We start from the raw sequence: 19,639 nt of genomic DNA, 5'->3' as shown, positions 1-19,639 counted from the left end.
CGACGACGCGCTCGGCCGGGGGCAGCGGCCCGCCGGCACCGGCCGGACGCGCCCCTCGAAAGCCCGCGGCCGCCCACCGGTCCCGCGGCCCGGCGGGGTCGGTGGGCGGCCACCGGCCCCGCGGCCCGGCGACCCGGTCGTCCTACCCCGCGGCCCGCACCTCGTACGCCGGCACCCGTACCGCCGCGTCGTCCAGGCACTGACCGGAGACCAGGTCGAAGCGCTGCTTCAGCAGGGGCGAGGCGACGAACGGGCGGCCCCGGTGGCTGCCGGTCAGGCCGCGGGAGAGGACCGCGGCGCCGGTGAACGGGTCGCGGTTGCCGATGGCGTACAGATGGCCGTGGCGGTCGCGGAACAGGGCGGCCTGGTGGCCGTCCGGCAGCAGCGCGGCCACGCCCCGGCCCGGGAGCAGGGCCGTGAGGTCGCAGACCGTGAACCAGCCGCCGTCGAGCAGCAGCTGGACCTTCGGGGCGGTCGTTGTGGGTGCCGGGGTCATCGCGGGGAGCTTCCTTCCAGGGCTTCTGCGGTGCCGGCGGGCGGCGTGACCCCCGGCCGGGCGGCATCGGCGTCTCGGGGGCGCACGCCCACGGACAGCAGCGGCAGGTCGGGCTTGGACTGCTCGCGCTCGGGCACGAAGCCGACGACCGGGTCGGGGGTGTCCGGCGCGTTGACGAAGGACACGAACCGGGCGAGCCGGTCCGGGTCACCGAGTGTCTCGGCCCACTCGTCGCGGTAGTGCGCCACGTGCGCGGCCATCAGCGACTCCAGCTCCGCGCAGACGCCGAGCGAGTCGTGCACCACCACGTCCCGCACGTGGTCGACGCCGCCCGGGATCCGCTCCAGCCACGCGCTCGTGCGCTCCAGACGGTCGGCGGTGCGGATGTAGAACATCAGGAACCGGTCGATCAGCCGCACCAGTTCGGCGTCGGACAGGTCCTGCGCCAGCAGGTCCGCGTGGCGCGGGGTGGCGCCGCCGTTGCCGCCGACGTAGAGGTTCCAGCCGCTCGCGGTGGCGATGACGCCGAAGTCCTTTGAGCGGGCCTCGGCACACTCGCGGGCGCAGCCGGAGACGGCCGACTTCAGCTTGTGCGGCGACCTCAGTCCCCGGTAGCGCAGCTCCAGGTCGATCGCCATCCGCACGGAGTCCTGGACGCCGTAGCGGCACCAGGTCCGCCCGACGCAGGACTTCACCGTGCGCAGCGACTTGCTGTAGGCGTGGCCGGACTCGAAGCCGGCCTCCACCAGCCGCGCCCAGATCGACGGCAGCTGCTCCACACGCGCGCCGAACAGGTCGACGCGCTGGCCGCCGGTGATCTTCGTGTAGAGCCCGAAGTCCCGTGCCACCTCGCCGATCACGATCAGCTTCTCGGGGGCGATCTCACCGCCCGGGATGCGCGGCACCACCGAGTAGGAGCCGTTGCGCTGGAGGTTGGCGAGGAAGTGGTCGTTGGTGTCCTGCAGCGCCGCCTGCTCGCCGTCCAGGACGTAGCCGTCGGCGCCGATCGCCGGGGCGAGGGAGGCGATGATCGAGGCCACCGCGGGCTTGCAGACCTCGCAGCCGTCGCCGCCGCGGGCCGCCTCCCGGCCGTACCGGTCCAGCAGGTCCCGGTAGGACGTGATGCGCAGGGCGAGGACGATCTCGTACAGCTGCCGGCGGGTCTGCCCGAAGCAGCCGCACAGCCCCTTGTCGACCTCGGCGCCGCCCGCCTCCAGCTCGACGGCGACCAGCTGGGTCAGCACCTTGACGCAACTGCCGCAGCCGGTGCCGGCCCGGGTGGCCTTCTGCACCTCGGGCACGGTGGCGCACCGGTGCTCCGTGACCGCCCCGCGGATAGTGCCCTTGCTGACGTTGTGGCAGGAGCAGACGACCGCCTCGTCCGGCAGCGCGGACGGGCCGAGCCGGGCGGGCTCCCCGGCGGCGGCGGGCAGGACCAGCGCCTCGGGCGCGACCGGCGGCACCGAGCCGGTCAGCGCGCGCAGCGTGCCGTACGCCTCCGCGTCGCCGACCAGGATGCCGCCGAGCAGCGTGCCGTCCCGGCCGAAGACCAGCTTCCGGTACAGCCCGGCGCGGGAGTCGGAGTAGACGACGTCCAGGCAGTCCTCGGTGGTGCCGTGCGCGTCGCCGAAGGAGGCCACGTCCACGCCGAGCAGCTTCAGCTTCGTGGACAGGTCGGCGCCGGTGAACGCGGCCGTCCCCCCGCCGCCTTCCGCGATCGTCGCGGCGGCCGTCTCCGCCATCTCGTAGCCCGGCGCGACCAGGCCGTACACGCGGCCGTCCACGGCCTGCGCGCACTCGCCGATCGCGAACACGCGCGGGTCGGTGACCGTGCGGCACCGTTCGTCGACGGTGATGCCGCCGCGCTCGCCCACCGTGAGCCCGCAGTCCCGGGCCAGCCGGTCGCGGGGACGCACACCCGCCGAGAACACCACCAGGTCCGTGGGCAGTTCGGAGCCGTCGGACAGCTTCATCGCGCGCACCGCGCCGTCCTCGCCCACGAGGATCTCCTGGGTGCCCGTGCCGGTGTGCACGCTCAGGCCCATCTCCTCGATCGTGCGCAGAAGCGCGGCCCCGCCGCCGTCGTCGACCTGCACCGGCATCAGGCGCGGCGCGAACTCCACGATGTGCGTGGCCAGTCCGAGGCCCTTGAGCGCGCCGGCGGCCTCCAGGCCGAGCAGTCCGCCGCCGACCACGGCACCGGTCGCCGCCCGGCTCCCGGCGTACGCCTCGATGGCGAGCAGGTCCTCGACGGTGCGGTAGACGAAGCAGCCCTCGGCGTCCCTGCCGGGGACGGGCGGGACGAACGGGGCGGAGCCGGTGGCGAGGACGAGGACGTCGTAGGGCACGGTGAGCCCCGAGCGGGCGGTCACCGTCCGCGCCGCGCGGTCGACAGTCTCCGCCGGGTCGCCGACGTGCAGTTCGATGCCGTGCCCCGCGATGAACGCCGGGTCGGTCAGGGACAGGTCCTCGGGTGTCCGCCCCGAGAAGTACGAGGTGAGCTGCACGCGGTCGTAGGCGGGGCGGGGCTCCTCGCAGAGCACGACCACGCGGTGGGTGGCGGTCAGGCCGCGCCCGGCGAGCGCTTCCAGGAAGCGCTGGCCGACCATGCCATGGCCGACGAGCACGATCGTGGGGGTGGCCCCCGGGGTGGCGGTCATTCAGGAGCCTCCGTGGTCGGTGAGCAGATGCAGCAGGGGGCCGCGGTCCGCGGGCAGCGGCTCCGCCCCCTCCCAGGCGCGGGCGAGCGCGCCGACCGTGCCGACGTCGCCGACCAGGACCCCGCCGACCAGGCGGTCGTCGCGGACGACGACCCGGCGGTAGGTGCCGCGGGTGGCGTCGGCGAGCTGCACGACGTCGTCGCCGGGGCCGGGTTCGGGCTCGCCGAACGCGGCCAGGTCGAAGGGCGCGTCCGGGCCGGTCAGCGTGAGCCGGGTCAGGGAACGGGTGCCCCGGTACCGGGCGCCGGCGTCCCCGGCGAGTGACCGCGCCAGCACGTCGGCCTGTTCGAGGGCAGGAGCCGCGAGGCCGTACAGCGTGCCGTCGTGCTGGGCACAGTCGCCGACGGCGCGGACGCGCGGGTCGCGGGTGCGCAGCGCGTCGTCGACGACGACGCCCCTGCCCACGGCCAGGCCCGCCTCCTCGGCGAGGCCCGTGCGCGGGCGGACGCCGCAGGCGAGGACCACGAGGTCGGCGTCCAGGGCGTAGCCGTCGGCGAGCTCCACCGAGCGGACCGCGCCACCCGGGCAGCGGACGTCGCGGACCCGGCACTCGGTGTGCACCTCCACGCCCAGGTCCGTCAGGTGCCGCAGGACCAGCCGCGAGGCCCCGGGATCCAGCCGGCGCTCCATCAGGCGCTCCGCCTGCTGGACGAGCACCACCCGGGCACCGCGCAGCGCGAGGGCGCGGGCGGCGGACACGCCGAGCAGCCCGCCGCCCACGACGACCGCCCGCGCCCCCGGCCGGACGGCCCGGGACAGGCCCAGGCAGTCGTCCAGGGTGCGGAAGGCGTGGACGCCGCCGGGCAGGCCGTGGCCGGCGGCGCCGAACAGGCCCCGCAGCGGCGGCAGCACCGGGTTGGAGCCGGTGGCCAGCACCAGCGTGCCGTATCCGATCACCGAGCCGTCCGCGCAGCGCACCGCGCGCGCCGCACGGTCGATACCGGTGACCCTGGCCCGGACCAGCCAGGCCGGCGCCGGCAGGGCGATCACCTCGGGGGCGTACCGGCCGGCCAGCACCTCGGCGAGCAGGACCCGGTTGTACGGGCGGTGCTCCTCCTCGCCGACGAGCAGCGCGGGCGTGCCGAGCTCACCGAGCCGCCGGGCGAGCGTCACCCCCGCCAGTCCGGCGCCGATCACCACCACGGGCGCGTTCGAGGTCATGTACGGCAGCGTGCGGCGTGGACGTTACCCGGCCGCATCACGGCTGTTTCCCACGGGGAACGCTGCCCTCAGCGGGCGGCGGGGGAGGGTGTGAGGGGTCCGGGGAGCTTCCCGGCCCCGGCCCGGCGGGTGCCCGTCCGGCGGTCAGCGGCTCCCCGTCAGATGGGCGAAGACGACGACGTTGCCCAGGTAGCCGGTGCTGCGCGAGTAGCCGCCGCCGCACGTGATCACCCGCAGTTCCGGGCGTTTCGCGGCGCCGTAGACCTTGTCGTCGGGGAAGTGGCTGGCCTGGTAGACCTCGATCGCGTCCACGGTGAACACCGCCACCCCGCCGTCGCGCCGGTCCACCTCGATGACGCTGCCCTTCCGCAGTGCGCCGAGGTCGTAGAAGACGGCGGGACCCTCGGTGTTGTCGACGTGCCCGGCGACGATCGCGGTGCCGGTCTCGCCCGGGGTGGTGCCGGCCTCGTACCAGCCGGCCAGGTTCCTCTCCTCGGCGGGCGGGACGTCGAGGCTGCCGGAGGCGGTCAGGCCGAGGCCCATCAGGGGGGCGTCCACGCGGATCGAGGGGATGCGGATGCGGTCCGGCGGGGAGGGCGGCAGCGCGGGCGCCGCGAGCCGTTCCGCGCCGCCGTCGCTCACGCCCTCGGCGGCGGCCGGCTGGGGCGGGGCGTGCGTCTGGGAGCCGCTGTGCAGCAGCCAGGCGCCGCAGCCGAGGGCCGTCAGGGTGCAGGCCGCTATCGCGGCGTTGCCTATCCTTCGCATGGAAACCCCTCTCCCGGAGTCGGAGCCCCTCACCCCCTCCAGGCCGCGAGGGGCGTCGGGCCCGGAGGGGGAGGGGGCGTGCGGTACCGGCGGACGGACGGCGGAGGACGTCCGTCAGATCCCGTCGTCGTCTCTCACCCGGCGATGCAGGAGCCAGGTACCGCCCGCGGCCGCGACGGCGAGCGCCGCCACACCGGCCGTGGTGCGCACGGGGTCGCGGTCCACGGCGCCGCCGACCCCCGTCCTCATACTTCCCTGGGGCTGGACCCGCGTCTCCGCCTTGGTGAGCCTGACCACCAGGTCGCCCCTGACCTCCCGCCCGTCCCCGGCGCACGCCGCGACGATCTCGTACGTCCCCGGCTGGGCACCCGGCGGCACCTCGAACTGGCCGACCGCCTCGCCCTTCTGCGTGCCGGGCGCCAGCGTGAACGGGCCGGCGCCGACCGCGCTGGCGTCGCCCGCCGCGGTGGCGCTCCCGACGCACGCCCTGGTGTTCACGGACACCTTCCCGCCCGGCAGCACCGTGGACGGGTACACCTCCAGGCGGCCGGCGTCCACGCCGTGGGCGCCGGCGGCCGGGCCGCTCGCGGCCACGACGGCGAGCGCGGTGCCGGTCAGCAGACGGGCGGTACGTCGCATCGGTGCTCCTCCGAGCTTCGCGGTGGGGGCGCGGCCCGCGGCACCCGCTTGTGCCGCTGCGTCGGTCGCGCGCCCCTGCCCTTCCGAGGTAACGGGCTGGGCCGCCCGCCCGCTTCCTGAGGCCCCGTCAGGATTGGGGTGATCGGGTGTCCGCACGCCTGCCGGAAGGGTGCCTTCCGCGTGGCGTTTCAGCAGGTCGTCCCAGGTGCGGCTGACGCGGCGTCGAAAACACCCCGAAGGGTGCGGGACGCGGGGGTGAACGGGTGGCCGGCGCGCCCGGGCCCGGGCCGTCCCGCGCGCCGGCGGCGCGAGCTCCGCCGCGCGGCCCCACCGGGGCGCGTCCCCGCGGCTCCCTCCCGCCCGTCACGGCTTGACCTCAAGAAAGCTCGAGGTATCAGGCTGGACCGCATGCAGACGACTTCCGGCTCCCACGCCGCTCCCGCCCCGCTGAACGTCACTCTCGTCGTCGGCAGCAACCGCGAGGGCCGTTTCGGCCCCGTGGTCGCCGACTGGCTCCTGGGCCACCTCCGCGACCGCGACGACGTCGTCGTACGGGTCGTCGACGTCGCCGAGGCGGACCTGCCGACGAGCTTCACGCGCACCCCGGAGGCCACCGCGGCCCTGGCGCAGATCACGCCGGGGCTCGCCCGGGCGGACGCGTTCGTGGTCCTCACGCCCGAGTACAACCACTCCTACCCGGCGGGGCTGAAGAACCTCGTCGACTGGCACCACGCCGAATGGCGGGCCAAGCCCGTCGCCCTCGCCTCCTACGGCGGCCTGGCCGGCGGCCTGCGCGCCGTCGAGCACCTGCGCCAGGTCTTCGCCGAGCTGCACGCCGTGACGGTCCGCGACACCGTCTCCTTCCACAACGCGGGCGCGGCGTTCGACGACGCGGGCCGCCTGCGCGACCCCTTCGGGCCGGACGCGGCGGCCAAGACGATGCTGGACCAGCTGGTGTGGTGGGGGCAGGCGCTGCGGGAGGCGCGCGAGCGCAGGCCCTACGCGGCCTGACGGAGCCCGCCCGCGGACGCCGGAGGCCGGCGCCCCCTGGGGACGCCGGCCTCCTCCGCCGTGTTCGGGTGCCGGGCTCAGCCCACGCCGACGGCGCTCCAGGCCGCCGCGACCGCGTTGTACTCGGTGCTGCCGGAACCGAACAGGTCCTTCGCCGCGTTCAGCGTGGCCGTCCGGGCACCCGCGTAGTTCGTCGACGAGGTCATGTAGACCGTCAGCGCGCGGTACCAGATCTTGCCGAGCTTGTCGTGGCCGATGCCGGTGACCGTCGAGCCGTTGCACGTCGGAGAGTTGTAGCTGACGCCGTTCACCGTCCTGGCGCCGCTCCCCTCGGCGAGCAGGTACGCGAAGTGGTTGGCGACGCCGGAGGAGTAGTGCACGTCCAGGTTGCCCACCGAACTGCTCCAGCAGTCGGCCGAGTTGCCGTCCCGGGAGGGCTTGTCCATGAACCGCAGCGCCGGCTGGCCGAAGCCCGGGCGGACGATCTCCTCGCCGATGAGGTAGTCACCGGGGTCGGAGGAGTTGTTCTCGTACCACTCCACCAGCGTGCCGAAGATGTCCGAGGTGGCCTCGTTCAGGCCGCCGGACTCGCCCGAGTACGTCAGCGCCGCCGTCTTCGAGGTGACGCCGTGCGACATCTCGTGGCCGGCCACGTCCAGGGCCACCAGCGGCCCGAACGTCGTGCCGTCGCCGTCGCCGTACGTCATGCAGAAGCAGCTGTCGTCCCAGAAGGCGTTGTTGTAGTTGTTCCCGTAGTGGACGCGGTTGTACGAGCCCTTGCCGTCGCCGGCGATGCCGTTGCGGCCGTGAACGTTCTTGTAGTAGTCCCAGGTCGCGTTGGTGCCGTACTGCGCGTCGACGGCCGCCGACGCGCGGTCCGCCGTCGTGCCGGAGCCCCAGTGGTTGTCGGCGTCGGTGAACAGCGTCGCGGGGGCACGGCTGAAGCAGATGCCGAGGATGCACAGGTCGGTCTTGTTCGCCGCGTCACCCGTGTACGTGCCGCCGCGCGTGGGGTCCTTGAGCTGGTACGCCGACCCCGACTGCGTCGTCTGGAGCGGCACCGTCCCGCTGTAGAGCGACGCGCCGTCGCCCGTCGCCGTCTCGATGCTGTCCCACGCGTCGATCCGGGCACCGGTGCGGGCGTCGGTGACCACTGTGCGCGCGACCGGGTTGCCGAGCGAGTCCATCGCGACCGCGTTGGTGCGCCACGCGAGCTTCGGGCTCCCGTGCAGGGCGTCGACGACGAGCTGCGGCTTGGCCGTCAGCTTGCGCAGCGTCTCGCCCCGGTTCGCGGCGCGCAGGTCCTTCGAGGCGAGGTCGGCGGCGCGCGGCGCGGACAGCGCGGGGGTGACGCCGGGCAGGGAGATGGCGCTCTTCACGGCGCGGTCCGCGGCGCGGTAGGTGCCGTTCGGGGCCAGGTGGACCACGAAGTCGCCGCCGAGGACGGGCAGGCCGCGATAGGTCCGGTCGTAGCGGACGTGCTGCGTGCCGTCCTTGTCGACGATGACGTCGCGGACGGCGGTGTCCTGGGCGGAGGTCAGCCCCAGGGCCGCCGCATGGTCCGCCACCGCCGAGGCGGCGTGGCCGACGGCCTCGGCGCGGGTGGGTCTGTCCGCGGCGTGTGCGGCGGGGGAGAGCGCGGCGGCCAGCAGGGCGGCCGCGGTGGCGGTTATCCCCGCCGTGGCGAGACGGGAGCCTCGGTTGTGCCGTGTCCGACTCATCGGTCTCCTTGAGCGCGGGCGCCCTGGGGCGCGTGGGGTGGCACTGATGGCCCCTCAGGTTTAAGGGACCATGACATGTCATGTCCATAGCGTCCACGGGGGGATGTGTGAGGGGAGAGAATCGTTTCTGTGCCCCTCCCGTTCGTCGTGCGGGGCACCCCGCGTCCAGGTGAGCCCGACAACGGTCCGCCCCCGGGCGGCTGCACGGGCGGCGTCGTACCGGGCCTGACGGCCTCCGCCCGGAGCGCGGACGCGGATCGGCGCCCCGGCGCCGGCCGGGTCGCGCGGTACCGCACGAGGGCCCCCGGCCGCCCCCGTCGCGCCGTGGAGCGGCCGGACGGTCGGCGCACGGTGTCACCGCCCCACCGCCGGCCTACGGGGAACTCCCGCCGGGGTGGGCCGCCTGAAGGCGCACGAGCGGGGGCACCCGCGCGGCCGCTACGCGCGGGTGAAGCGCCCGCGGGCCCGCCGGCCGGCGGCGCGGGCCCGGGCGCACGTTTGCTGCCCCGACCGTCACCGCCCGCCCGCGGGGCCGGGGAGGCGCATCGGGGGGCAGCGACCGGTGGGTTCGGCGTCGAACGGCGCCGGCCGTTACCGGGGTTGGGTGACGGCCGGGTGAGGACGCCGGGCCGGCAGGCTCACCGGGGCTGGACGGGCGCACGCGCACCGCGCGTCGCCCGGCGCGCAACGGTGCCGGCCGTCAACGAGGTTGGGCGACCGCCCGGCGCGGGACGTCGGGGCCGGTCGGTTCACCGGCGCTCGGCGGGCTCCACCGGTACCGCGCGTTGCCCGCCGCCTGAGCGGTGCCGGGCGTCACCGGGGTTCCGGGACAGCCTGGCGGGGGCGCTGGACCGGCCGGTTCACCGGGGCTCGGGGGCCCACCCGTACCGCGCGTCGGCCGCCGGTGAGCGGTGCCGGCCGTCACCGGGGTTTGCGCGACCGTCGGGCGGGGGTGCCGGGGGCGCTGGACCGGCCGGTTCACCGGGGCTCGGGGGCCCACCCGTACCGCGCGTCGGCCGCCGGTGAGCGGTGCCGGCCGTCACCGGGGTTTGCGCGACCGTCGGGCGGGGGTGCCGGGGGCGCTGGACCGGCCGGTTCACCGGGGTTCGGCGGGCTCCAGCCGTACCGCGCACACCTTGAACTCCGGCATCCGGGAGTCCGGGTCCAGGGCCGGGTTGGTCAGGGTGTTGGCGCGGCCCTCGCCCGGCCAGTGGAACGGCATGAACACCGTGTCCGGCCGGATACCGCTCGAGATCCGCGCGAGCGCCACCGCACGCCCGCGCCGCGACACCACCGCGACCGGCTCGCCCTCGACCGCCCCCACCCGCGCGGCCAGCCGCGGGTGCAGCTCCACGAACGGACCGGGTGCGGCGGCGTTCAGCTCGCCGACGCGCCGGGTCTGCGCACCGGACTGGTACTGGGCCACGACCCGGCCGGTGGTCAGCAGCACCGGGTACTCGGCGTCGGGCTCCTCGGCGGCCGGCCGGTGCGACACGGCCGCGAACCGGGCGCGCCCGTCCGCGGTGGCGAAGCGGTCCAGGAACAGGCGGGGCGTGCCGGGGTGGACGGCGGGCACCGGCTCGCCGCGCGCGTCGTCCCGCGCGGGGCCGTCCGCGCGCCCGGCGGGGGCGGCGTCTCCTGCACCGGCCGCGTGCGGCCGTACCGGCGGGGCGGCGGCCGCGTCCGGTGGGGAGTGTGTCGCCCCGGCCCCGTCCCCCGGGAGGGCCGGGCAGGGCCAGAAGACGCCGTTCTCCTCCGCGAGCCTGCGGTACGTGATGCCGGAGTAGTCCGCGGGTCCGCCCGCGCAGGCCCGCCGCAGTTCCTCGAAGACCTCCTCGGGGTCGGTGGGGAAGCCCTTCTCCACGCCCAGGCGGGCCGCCAGGCCGCGCAGCACGTCCAGGTCGCTGCGGACCCCGTCCGGCGGGGTGATCGCGCGTCGCCGCAGCAGCACCCTGCCCTCCAGACTGGTCGTGGTGCCCGACTCCTCCGCCCACTGCGCGACCGGCAGGACGACGTCCGCGAGCGCGGCCGTCTCCGACAGCACCACGTCGCACACCGCGAGGAGGTCCAGCGACCGCAGCCGCTGCTCGACGTGCGCGGCGCGCGGCGCCGACACCACCGGGTTGGAGCCCACCACCAGCAGGGCGCGGACCTCCCCGCCGAGCGCGTCCAGCAGCTCGTACGCGCTGCGCCCCGGACCCGGCAGGCTGTCCGGGTCCACGCCCCACACCTCGGCCACGTGCCGCCGGGCCGCCGGGTCCGTCAGCTTCCGGTAGCCGGGCAACTGGTCGGCCTTCTGGCCGTGTTCACGCCCGCCCTGCCCGTTGCCCTGCCCGGTCAGGCAGCCGTACCCGGACAGCGGGCGGCCCGCGCGGCCGGTGGCCAGGCAGAGGTTGATCCACGCGCCCACGGTGTCGGTGCCCTTCGACTGCTGCTCGGGCCCGCGTGCGGTGAGCACCATCGCGGCCTCCGGCTCGCAGAACAGCCGCACCGCCTCCCGCAGTCGGGGGACGGGCACCCCCGTGACCCGCTCCACGTACTCCGGCCAGTGCGCCATGGCGGCCGCCCGGGCCTCCTCCCAGCCGGTCGTGCGCTGCCGGATGTAGGCCTCGTCGGTGCGGTCCTCGGCGACGACCAGGTGCAGCAGGCCCAGCGCCAGCGCCAGGTCCGTGCCGGGGCGGGGCGCCAGATGCAGGTCGGCGTGTTCGGCCGTCCGCGTGCGGCGCGGGTCGACCACGATCAGTGTGCCGCCGTTCGCCCGTAGTTCGTCGAAGTAGCGCAGCGACGGGGGCATCGTCTCCGCCGGGTTGGAGCCGACGAGGATGACGCACCCGGTCCGCGGGATGTCCTCCAGCGGAAACGGCAGCCCGCGGTCCAGCCCGAACGCCCTCGTACCGGCTGCCGCCGCCGACGACATGCAGAAGCGGCCGTTGTAGTCGATCTGCGAGGTGCCGAGCACGACCCGGGCGAACTTCCCGAGCGCGTACGCCTTCTCGTTCGTCAGCCCGCCGCCGCCGAACACCCCGCACGCGTCCGGGCCGTGCGCCGAGCGCGTCCGGGACAGCCCGGCGGCGATCCGCTCCAGCGCCTCGTCCCAGGTCGCGGGCGTCAGCGTGCCGTCGTCCGACCGCACCAGCGGGGAGGTCAGCCGGACCCGGGAGGAGAGCAGCGCGGGCGCCGTGCGGCCCTTGCCGCACAGCGCGCCGCGGTTGACCGGGAAGTCCGCGCGCTCCGTGACAGCCACCGTCCCGTCCGGGGCTGGGGTCAGGTTCATGCCGCACTGCAGGGCGCAGTACGGGCAGTGCGTGGGTGTCGCGGAGGTCTGCATGCCGCCCAGCGTGCGCCGGCCGTGTTACGCGACCGGGCGACCCGCTGTTACACGGCCGGGACGGCGACCTCCCCGCCGCTCCCCGCCCACCGTGAGGCGTGCCCGGCCGGGCCGTCGCCGGCCGGCCAGGCGCAGGCGGAGGGACGGGTGGGCGCACGGCGCGCCGGGCTCGTCGTGCTCACACGGCCCCGGCCGGACCGGTGAAGCACCGGAAAGGACCCGTCACGGCCGGGCAACGGCCGTGCAACCTCCGGTCGCGAGAATCCCCGCATGACGGCGGTGAGCAGTCCCCTCGACCAGTCCCTCCGGTACCCCGGCGGCCCGCGGCGGCGCGGCGCGCGCCCGGACGGCACGGCGCGTGACCCGGGCGGGTTCGGCCTCGCCGGACCCGAGGGCAGGCGCGGGCCGGCCCCGCCCGCCCTTGTCCTCGTCGCGCACGGCAGCCGTGACCCGCGGGCGCTCGACACCGTGCGCGCCCTCCTGGGCCGCGTACGCGCCCTGCGCCCCGGGCTGCCCGTGCACCTCGGGCACGTCGAACTCCAGGAGCCGCTGCTCACCGACACCCTCGCGGGCCTGGCCGGCGCCGACGCCGTCCTGGTCCCGCTGCTGCTCACCCGCGGCTACCACGTCAAGCACGACATCCCCCGGACGGCGGCGGCCGCACCGGCACGCACGCGCGTGGCGGCGCCGCTCGGCGCGCACCCGCTGCTCACCGAGACGCTGGCTGCCCGTCTGGCCGAGGCCGGCTGGGCCACCCCGCAGGACGCCGCCGGCCGCGACCGCCGCGGGGTCGTCCTCGCGGCGGCCGGCTCCCGCGACCCCGACTCCGCCGCCGACACCCGCCGCACCGCGCGGCTCCTCGCCGCGCGTCTCGGCGTGCCCGTCGTCCCCGCCTACGCCTCCGCCGCCGCGCCGACCGTTCCCGAGGCCCTGCGCGCCCTCGCGGCGCGGGGCCGCCGCCCTGTCGCCGTCGCGTCCTGTTTCACCGCCCCCGGACGGTTCGCCACGCAGTGCGCCGAGGCCGCCGCCGGGATCGCCTCCGCCCCGCTCGGCGCCCACCCGGCGATGGCCCGCCTGGCCCTGCACCGCTACGACCAGGCCCTCGCGGCACCGGCGACACCGGCGGCGCCCGCCCCGCCCAGCGGCCCCGCGCCCACCCGCACCGCCGTACCCGCACCCGCCCCGGCCGGAAGCACCCCGGCAGACGCCCGCCCGCGGGCCTGACACGGGTGCCGTGGCCCGGGCGTCGCCGGCCTGGCCCGGGCGCCCGCACCCGGGCGCCCGCACCCGGGCCCCGGCGCCCGTGCCGGGCCGCCGGCGCCACGGGTGCCCGCGGCCCGGACGTCACCGGCGCCCGGGGCCCGCTCCGACGTCCCGCTTGTCAGCGGCTGCCCTTACTGTCGAGTCATGGAAGGGATCGCACCCGAGACGGCCAGGGCCTACGAGAACGTGTCCCTGGCGTCCGAGAACTACCTCCCGCCGGCCGGCTACGACGCGCCGGACGTCGAGCGCTGGGCCGCCGAGCCCGACAAACGGCCCGGCCGCACAGCCTTCCAGCGCGACCGCGCGCGCGTGCTGCACTCCGCGTCGCTGCGTCGCCTCGCCGGAAAAACCCAGGTGGTCACCCCGGGGGAGCACAGCCCCGTCTGGGACGCCAGCCCCCGCACCCGGCTCACCCATTCGCTGGAATGCGCCCAGGTCGGCCGGGAGCTCGGCGCGGCCCTCGGCTGCGACCCCGACCTGGTGGAGGCGGCCTGTCTCTCCCACGACCTCGGCCACCCGCCCTTCGGCCACAACGGCGAACAGGCGCTGAACGAGTTCGCGGAGGACTGCGGCGGCTTCGAGGGCAACGCCCAGTCGCTGCGCCTGCTCACCCGCATCGAACCCAAGCGGTTCGTCACCGACCCGGCCTCCGGGGAACTCGTCAGCGTCGGCCTCAACCTGACCCGCGCCGTCCTCGACGCCGCCACGAAGTACCCCTGGCCGCGCGGCGCCCACCCCACCGACCCGTCCTCACCGAAGTTCGGCGTGTACGAGGACGACCGGCCCGTCTTCGACTGGGTCCGCCGGGGCGTCCCCGGCACGCGCACGTGCTTCGAGGCGCAGGTCATGGACTGGGCGGACGACGTGGCGTACTCGGTGCACGACGTCGAGGACGGCCTGCACGCCGGGCACATCGACCCCGGCTGCCTGCACGCCGAGCCCGAGCGGCAGGGGGTGTTCGCCGTCGCCGTCGGCCGCTACGTCCCCGCCGGCACCGACCCGGCGGAGCTGGCCGAGGCCCTGGACCGGCTCCTGTCCCAGGAGTGGTGGCCCCACGGCTACGACGGCTCGGCCCCCGCCCAGGCCCGTCTGAAGGACGCCACCAGCCAGCTCATCGGCCGTTTCTGCCTGGCCGCGGAGAGCGCCACCCGGCAGGCGTCGGGACACCGCCCGGGCCGACCGGGCGGTACCCCCGGCCGCCTGACGCGGTACGGCGCCGAACTCGTCGTCCCGAGGGGCACCCGCATGGAGTGCGCCGTCCTCAAGGCGGTCGCCGACCGGTACGTCATGCAGCGCGCCGAGCAGGAGCGGCTGCGCGCCGAACAGCGGATCGTCGTCGCCGAACTCGCCGAAGCGCTCACCGCCCGCGCCCCGGACGGCCTCGACCCCCAGTTCCGCGCCCTGTTCGCGCAGGCCGCGGACGACCGCGCCCGCAAACGGGTGATCGTCGACCAGATCGCGTCTCTCACCGACGCCTCGGCCTGCTCGCTTCACGCCCGGCTGGCGGGGCATCCGTGACACGGGACCGAGTCCCGCGGCGACCCGGGGGAGCTTCGGCCCCGCCGAAGTGACGCCGGGGGTCCCGAGACGGACCCGGGTGGCCTGGATGGGCCACTCCCTCTTCCCGCAGCACGCCGCGTGCGGGACGCTCGCAGGTGGCGGCACCCTTACGAGGAGGCATCACGTGGTCGACGCGGATCAGACATTCGTCATCGTCGGAGGAGGCCTGGCCGGGGCGAAGGCGGCCGAGACGCTCCGCGCGGAGGGCTTCAGCGGCCGGGTGATCCTCATCTGCGACGAGCGCGACCACCCCTACGAGCGCCCGCCGCTGTCCAAGGGGTACCTGCTCGGCAAGGAGACGCGGGACAGCCTTTTCGTGCACGAGCCGGCCTGGTACGCGCAGAACGACGTCGAACTGCACCTCGGCCAGACGGTCGTGGCGATCGACCGCGCCGCGAAGACCGTCCACTACGGCGGCGACGGCACGCTCGTGCGCTACGACCGGCTGCTGCTGGCGACGGGCGCCGAGCCGCGCCGCCTGGACGTCCCCGGCACCGACCTCGCGGGCGTCCACCACCTGCGCCGCCTCTCCCACGCCGAGCGGCTCAAGGGCACGCTGTCCGCCCTCGGCCGGGACAACGGCCACCTCGTGATCGCTGGCGCCGGCTGGATCGGCCTGGAGGTCGCCGCCGTGGCCCGCGAGTACGGGGCCGAGGTCACCGTCGTCGAGCCGTCCGCCACCCCGCTGCACGCCGCCCTCGGACCCGAGCTGGGCGAGCTGTTCACCGAGCTGCACCGCGAGCACGGCGTCCGCTTCCACTTCGGTGCCCGGCTGACCGAGATCGTCGGGCAGGACGGCATGGTGCTGGCCGTCCGGACGGACGACGGCGAGGAGCACCTGTGCCACGACGTGCTCGCCGCGATCGGGGCCGCCCCGCGCGTCTCCCTCGCCGAGGCCGCGGGACTGGAGATCGCCGACCGGGACCACGGCGGCGGCGTCGTCGTGGACCAGCACCTGCGCACCTCCGACCCCGACATCTTCGCCGCCGGCGACGTCGCGGCCTTCCCGCACGCCCTCTTCGGCACCCGGCTGCGGGTCGAGCACTGGGCCAACGCCCTCAACGGCGGCCCGGCCGCGGCCCGCGCCATGCTCGGCCAGGACGTCACCTACGACCGCGTGCCCTACTTCTTCACCGACCAGTACGACCTGGGCATGGAGTACTCCGGCTGGGCGCCCCCCGGCTCGTACGACGAGGTGGTGATCCGGGGGGACGCCGGGAAGCGGGAGTTCATCGCGTTCTGGGTGCGCGAGGGCCGCGTACTCGCCGGGATGAACGTGAACGTGTGGGACGTCACAGACCCGATCCAGCGGATGATCCGGACCCGCGCGCGGGTGGACACCGACGCGCTGTCGGACCCGCACGTGCCGCTGGACAGCCTGGTTCCCTGAAGGCCGGACGCGCCCGGGCCGTGCCCGCCGCCGTCCGCCGTCGCCGCGGCCGGGGGCCCGCGATCGCCGGTGTGCGGCCCGCGGCGGGGCCGCGGACCGCCCCTCACGCCCCTGGAGTGTCACCGCGGCCCCGTAGAATCACCTCGTGGCAGGACGGATCAACGACGAGGACGTGAAGGCGGTACGGGACGCGGTCCCGATCGACGCCGTGGTGTCCGAGTACCTCCAGCTGCGCAACGCGGGCGGCGGCAACCTGAAGGGCCTGTGCCCGTTCCACGACGAGAAGTCCCCCTCCTTCCAGGTCAGCCCCAGCAAGGGGCTCTTCCACTGCTTCGGCTGCCAGGAGGGCGGCGACACCATCACGTTCGTGATGAAGATCGACCACCTCTCCTTCTCGGAGGCGGTCGAGCGCCTGGCCGGCCAGGCCGGCATCACCCTGCGCTACGAGGAGGGCGGGTACAACCCCACCCACCAGCGCGGCGAGCGCATCCGCCTGGTCGAGGCGCACAAGCTCGCCGCCGACTGGTACGCCGAGCAGCTCGCCACCGGCCCCGAGGCCGAGACCGGCCGGGTCTTCCTCGCCGAGCGCGGCTTCGACCAGGCCGCCGCCGTCCACTTCGGCGTCGGCTACAGCCCGCAGGGCTGGGACCACCTCACCCGCTTCCTGCGTGGCAAGGGCTTCTCCGACAAGGAGCTGGTCCTCTCCGGCCTGGCCCAGGAGGGCCGCCGCGGCCCCATCGACCGCTTCCGCGGCCGTCTGATGTGGCCGATCCGCGACATCGGCGGGGACGTCGTCGGCTTCGGCGCCCGCAAGCTGTACGAGGCGGACAACGGGCCGAAGTACCTGAACACGCCCGATACGGCGCTCTACCGGAAGTCCCAGGTGCTCTACGGCATCGACCTGGCGAAGAAGGAGATCGCGAAGACCTCCCGCGCGGTCGTGGTCGAGGGCTACACCGACGTCATGGCCTGCCACCTGGCCGGGGTGACGACCGCGATCGCGACCTGCGGCACGGCCTTCGGCGGCGACCACATCAAGATCCTGCGCCGTCTGCTGATGGACAACGGCTCGGCCCGCGTGATCTTCACCTTCGACGGCGACGCGGCCGGCCAGAAGGCGGCCCTGCGCGCCTTCGAGGACGACCAGAAGTTCGCCGCCGAGACCTACATCGCCATCGCCCCGGACGGCATGGACCCGTGCGAGCTGCGGCTGGCCAAGGGCGACGAGGCGGTCGCCGACCTGGTCGAACCGCGCACGCCGCTCTTCGAGTTCGCGCTGCGTCAGATCGTGGCGCGGTACGACCTGGACACGCCGGCGGGCCGGGCCGCCGCGCTGGACGAGGCCGCGCCGGTCGTCGCCCGCATCAAGAACAGCGGCGCCCAGCACGAGGTCGCGGTGGAGCTCGCCGGGATGCTCGGCATCCTCGACACCCAGTTCGTGGTCAAGCGGGTGGCGCAGCTGGCCCGTTGGGCGCGCGAACGCGGCGGCCGCGGCCCGGCGGCGCCCGACCGGCACCGGCGCCACCCGCAGGGGCAGTACGCCGCGGCGCCGGCGACGGCCCGCGGACCGGCCCTCAACCTGCGCAACCCCGTCTACGCCACCGAGCGTGAGCTGCTCAAACTCGCCCTCCAGCGGCCGGAGCTGGTCTCCCCGGCGTTCGACGCCTACGGCATCGACGAGTTCACCGCCGCCCCCTATGCCGCCGTACGCCGGACCATCATGGACGCCGGCGGCGCCGAACTGGGCGTCCACGACCCCCAGGAGTACCTGGTCCGCGTCCGCGAGGCCGCGCCCGACGACACGGTCCGCGCGATGGTCACCGAGCTGGCCGTCGAAGCGATCATGCTCCGCAAGGACGCCGACGAGACCTACGCCGGCGCCCAGCTGGTCACGGTGCGCCGGCGCGCCGTCGAGCGCCGTATCCGCGACGTCCAGAGCGCCCTCACCCGCCTGGGAACGGGCGGCGACCCGGCGCAACTGGCCGCGGTGCAGAACGAGTTGTGGGTCCTCCAGCAGTACGACCAGGCCCTCCGGGAGCGGGGCGCGGCCGCGCTGTGAGGTGACGGCGGGCCGCTCCGCCGGGCGGACCGGGTAACCGCACGGTCACGGACCGGACGCAAAAAGTCATCGCACGCCCCTCGTGGCGGCGATGTGTCGTACCCCACACTGGGTCCGGTGCCTGAGTCCTCGGAGCGCGGCTGGCCCGTCCCCCATGGGTCCGGCATCCCGCGGTTCCGCTCATCGCGTACGGGACGGACAGCGGCGAGGCCGCCGACTCCGCCCCCGAGTACCGCTGCCACCCCCTCGGCAGCGCCCATCCTGGAGGTCGCCCCCCGTGCAGACCCGGACCCTCACCCAGACCGACGTCGCCACCGGCCTCGGGGCCGCCGGGAAGGACGCGAAGACCCCCGGCGTCCGCGCCGCGGTGACCCCGCGACTGCGGCTCGCCCCCGCCCCCGCGCCCGCCGCTCAGGAGGCGCAGACGCCGCCCGCCGAAGCGGGCGGAGCCCCCGCCGGGCCCGGGGAACAGCCCGCCGAGCTGTCCCCGGAGCCCGCCGAGCCCGACGGGCCGCCCGCCGACGCGCTGGACGCCGCGGAGGTCACCGAACCCGCCGAGGTCACCGAGGCGGCGGCCGACCCCGCCGGACCGCTGCCCGCCCGCACCGAGACCGGCGGCCCGTCCTCCGACCTGTTCCGCCAGTACCTGCGCGAGATCGGCCGCATCCCGCTGCTCACCGCCGCCGAGGAGGTCGAACTCGCCCGCCGTGTCGAGGCGGGCCTGTTCGCCGAGGAGAAGTTGGCCGGCACCCCCGACCAGGACAGCCGGCTCGCGCACGAACTGGACCGGCTCGTGGTCATGGGCCGCGTGGCCAAGCGCCGCCTGATCGAGGCGAACCTGCGGCTCGTCGTCTCCGTCGCCAAGCGGTACGTCGGCCGCGGGCTGACCATGCTCGACCTCGTCCAGGAGGGCAACCTCGGCCTGATCCGGGCCGTGGAGAAGTTCGACTACGCCCGCGGCTACAAGTTCTCCACCTACGCGACCTGGTGGATCCGCCAGGCCATGTCCCGCGCCCTCGCCGACCAGGCCCGCACCATCCGTGTCCCCGTGCACGTCGTGGAGCTGATCAACCGGGTCGTCCGCGTCCAGCGCCGCATGCTGCAGGAACGCGGCTACGAGCCGACCCCGGACGAGGTCGCCGACCATCTCGGCCTGACGCCCGAGCGCGTCCGCGAGGTGCTGCGCCTGGCCCAGGAGCCGGTGTCCCTGCACGCCCCGGTCGGTGAGGAGGACGACGTCGCCCTCGGCGACCTGATCGAGGACGGCGACGCCGCCTCACCCGCGGAGTCCGCGGCGTTCCTGCTGCTCAGGCAGCACCTGGAGGCCGTGCTGTCGACGCTGGGGGAGCGCGAGCGCAAGGTCGTCCAGCTGCGGTACGGGCTCGTGGACGGCCGTCCCCGCACGCTGGAGGAGATAGGCCGCCTGTTCGGCCACCGCACCCTGTAGGCGGTCAGACCAAGGACCATGCGATGCCGTCGAGGATGTCGTGTTCGCTGACGACGACCTCGCGGGCGCCGATGCGTTC

The 19,639-nt window shown here is 75.5% G+C and carries 13 protein-coding genes; 6 read left to right on the top strand and 7 right to left on the bottom strand.

All coding sequences use genetic code 11. From position 1 onward, the window contains the following. Positions 1-142: 142 nt before the first annotated feature. The 5 genes from nirD to ACWDNY_RS14160 form a co-directional block, all read right to left on the bottom strand. On the bottom strand, positions 143-496 hold the full coding sequence (gene nirD, locus ACWDNY_RS14180) for a nitrite reductase small subunit NirD (protein WP_451646011.1): 354 nt from the start codon (positions 494-496) through the stop codon (positions 143-145). Beyond that, complete coding sequence (gene nirB, locus ACWDNY_RS14175) at positions 493-3,156, bottom strand: nitrite reductase large subunit NirB (RefSeq protein WP_451646010.1); 2,664 nt, start codon at positions 3,154-3,156, stop codon at positions 493-495. Before nirB ends, nirD begins: the two co-directional genes overlap by 4 nt. Beyond that, the gene (locus ACWDNY_RS14170; RefSeq protein WP_451646009.1) at positions 3,157-4,377 is read right to left on the bottom strand and encodes an NAD(P)/FAD-dependent oxidoreductase; all 1,221 of its coding nucleotides are present in this window, start codon (positions 4,375-4,377) and stop codon (positions 3,157-3,159) included. It abuts the gene before it with no gap. Between the two features lie 144 nt (positions 4,378-4,521). Then, complete coding sequence (locus ACWDNY_RS14165; protein ID WP_451646008.1) at positions 4,522-5,142, bottom strand: class F sortase; 621 nt, start codon at positions 5,140-5,142, stop codon at positions 4,522-4,524. 114 nt (positions 5,143-5,256) lie between these two features. Beyond that, a complete protein-coding gene (locus ACWDNY_RS14160; RefSeq protein WP_451646007.1) occupies positions 5,257-5,781 on the bottom strand; it encodes a hypothetical protein in 525 nt (174 codons plus the stop codon). A 408-nt stretch (positions 5,782-6,189) separates the two neighbouring features. Here ACWDNY_RS14160 and ACWDNY_RS14155 point away from each other — a divergent pair, with 408 nt between their 5' ends. After that, positions 6,190-6,792, top strand: coding sequence for an NADPH-dependent FMN reductase (locus ACWDNY_RS14155; RefSeq protein WP_451646006.1), 603 nt, complete (start codon positions 6,190-6,192; stop codon positions 6,790-6,792). A 77-nt stretch (positions 6,793-6,869) separates the two neighbouring features. Here ACWDNY_RS14155 and ACWDNY_RS14150 read toward each other — a convergent pair whose 3' ends face one another. Beyond that, positions 6,870-8,513 carry a M4 family metallopeptidase gene (locus tag ACWDNY_RS14150; RefSeq protein WP_451646005.1) on the bottom strand — a complete coding sequence of 548 codons (1,644 nt, stop codon included), beginning with the start codon at positions 8,511-8,513 and terminating at the stop codon, positions 6,870-6,872. 1,096 nt (positions 8,514-9,609) lie between these two features. Beyond that, positions 9,610-11,841 (bottom strand): molybdopterin oxidoreductase family protein, encoded by a 2,232-nt coding sequence (locus tag ACWDNY_RS14145; protein WP_451646004.1) that lies wholly within the window; start codon positions 11,839-11,841, stop codon positions 9,610-9,612. 270 nt (positions 11,842-12,111) lie between these two features. On the opposite strand from ACWDNY_RS14145, the gene ACWDNY_RS14140 reads away from it, so the two are divergent. The 5 genes from ACWDNY_RS14140 to ACWDNY_RS14120 all read left to right on the top strand — a co-directional run bounded on the left by ACWDNY_RS14140 (position 12,112) and on the right by ACWDNY_RS14120 (position 19,560). Beyond that, entirely contained in the window at positions 12,112-13,065 is a 954-nt protein-coding gene (locus tag ACWDNY_RS14140; protein ID WP_451646003.1) for a sirohydrochlorin chelatase, read from the top strand. 183 nt (positions 13,066-13,248) lie between these two features. Further along, positions 13,249-14,622 carry a deoxyguanosinetriphosphate triphosphohydrolase gene (locus ACWDNY_RS14135; protein ID WP_451646002.1) on the top strand — a complete coding sequence of 458 codons (1,374 nt, stop codon included), beginning with the start codon at positions 13,249-13,251 and terminating at the stop codon, positions 14,620-14,622. A 166-nt stretch (positions 14,623-14,788) separates the two neighbouring features. Then, the gene (locus ACWDNY_RS14130) at positions 14,789-16,054 is read left to right on the top strand and encodes an NAD(P)/FAD-dependent oxidoreductase (RefSeq protein WP_451646001.1); all 1,266 of its coding nucleotides are present in this window, start codon (positions 14,789-14,791) and stop codon (positions 16,052-16,054) included. Between the two features lie 145 nt (positions 16,055-16,199). Next, complete coding sequence (gene dnaG, locus ACWDNY_RS14125; protein WP_451646000.1) at positions 16,200-18,113, top strand: DNA primase; 1,914 nt, start codon at positions 16,200-16,202, stop codon at positions 18,111-18,113. A 277-nt stretch (positions 18,114-18,390) separates the two neighbouring features. After that, entirely contained in the window at positions 18,391-19,560 is a 1,170-nt protein-coding gene (locus ACWDNY_RS14120) for a sigma-70 family RNA polymerase sigma factor (protein WP_451645999.1), read from the top strand. The last annotated feature ends 79 nt before the right edge of the window (positions 19,561-19,639 follow it).

It is taken from the genome of Streptomyces sp. NPDC003697 (genome assembly GCF_053587115.1).
Note: the sequence above shows the minus strand (reverse complement) of the source record. Positions and strands in the feature narration are given on the sequence as shown.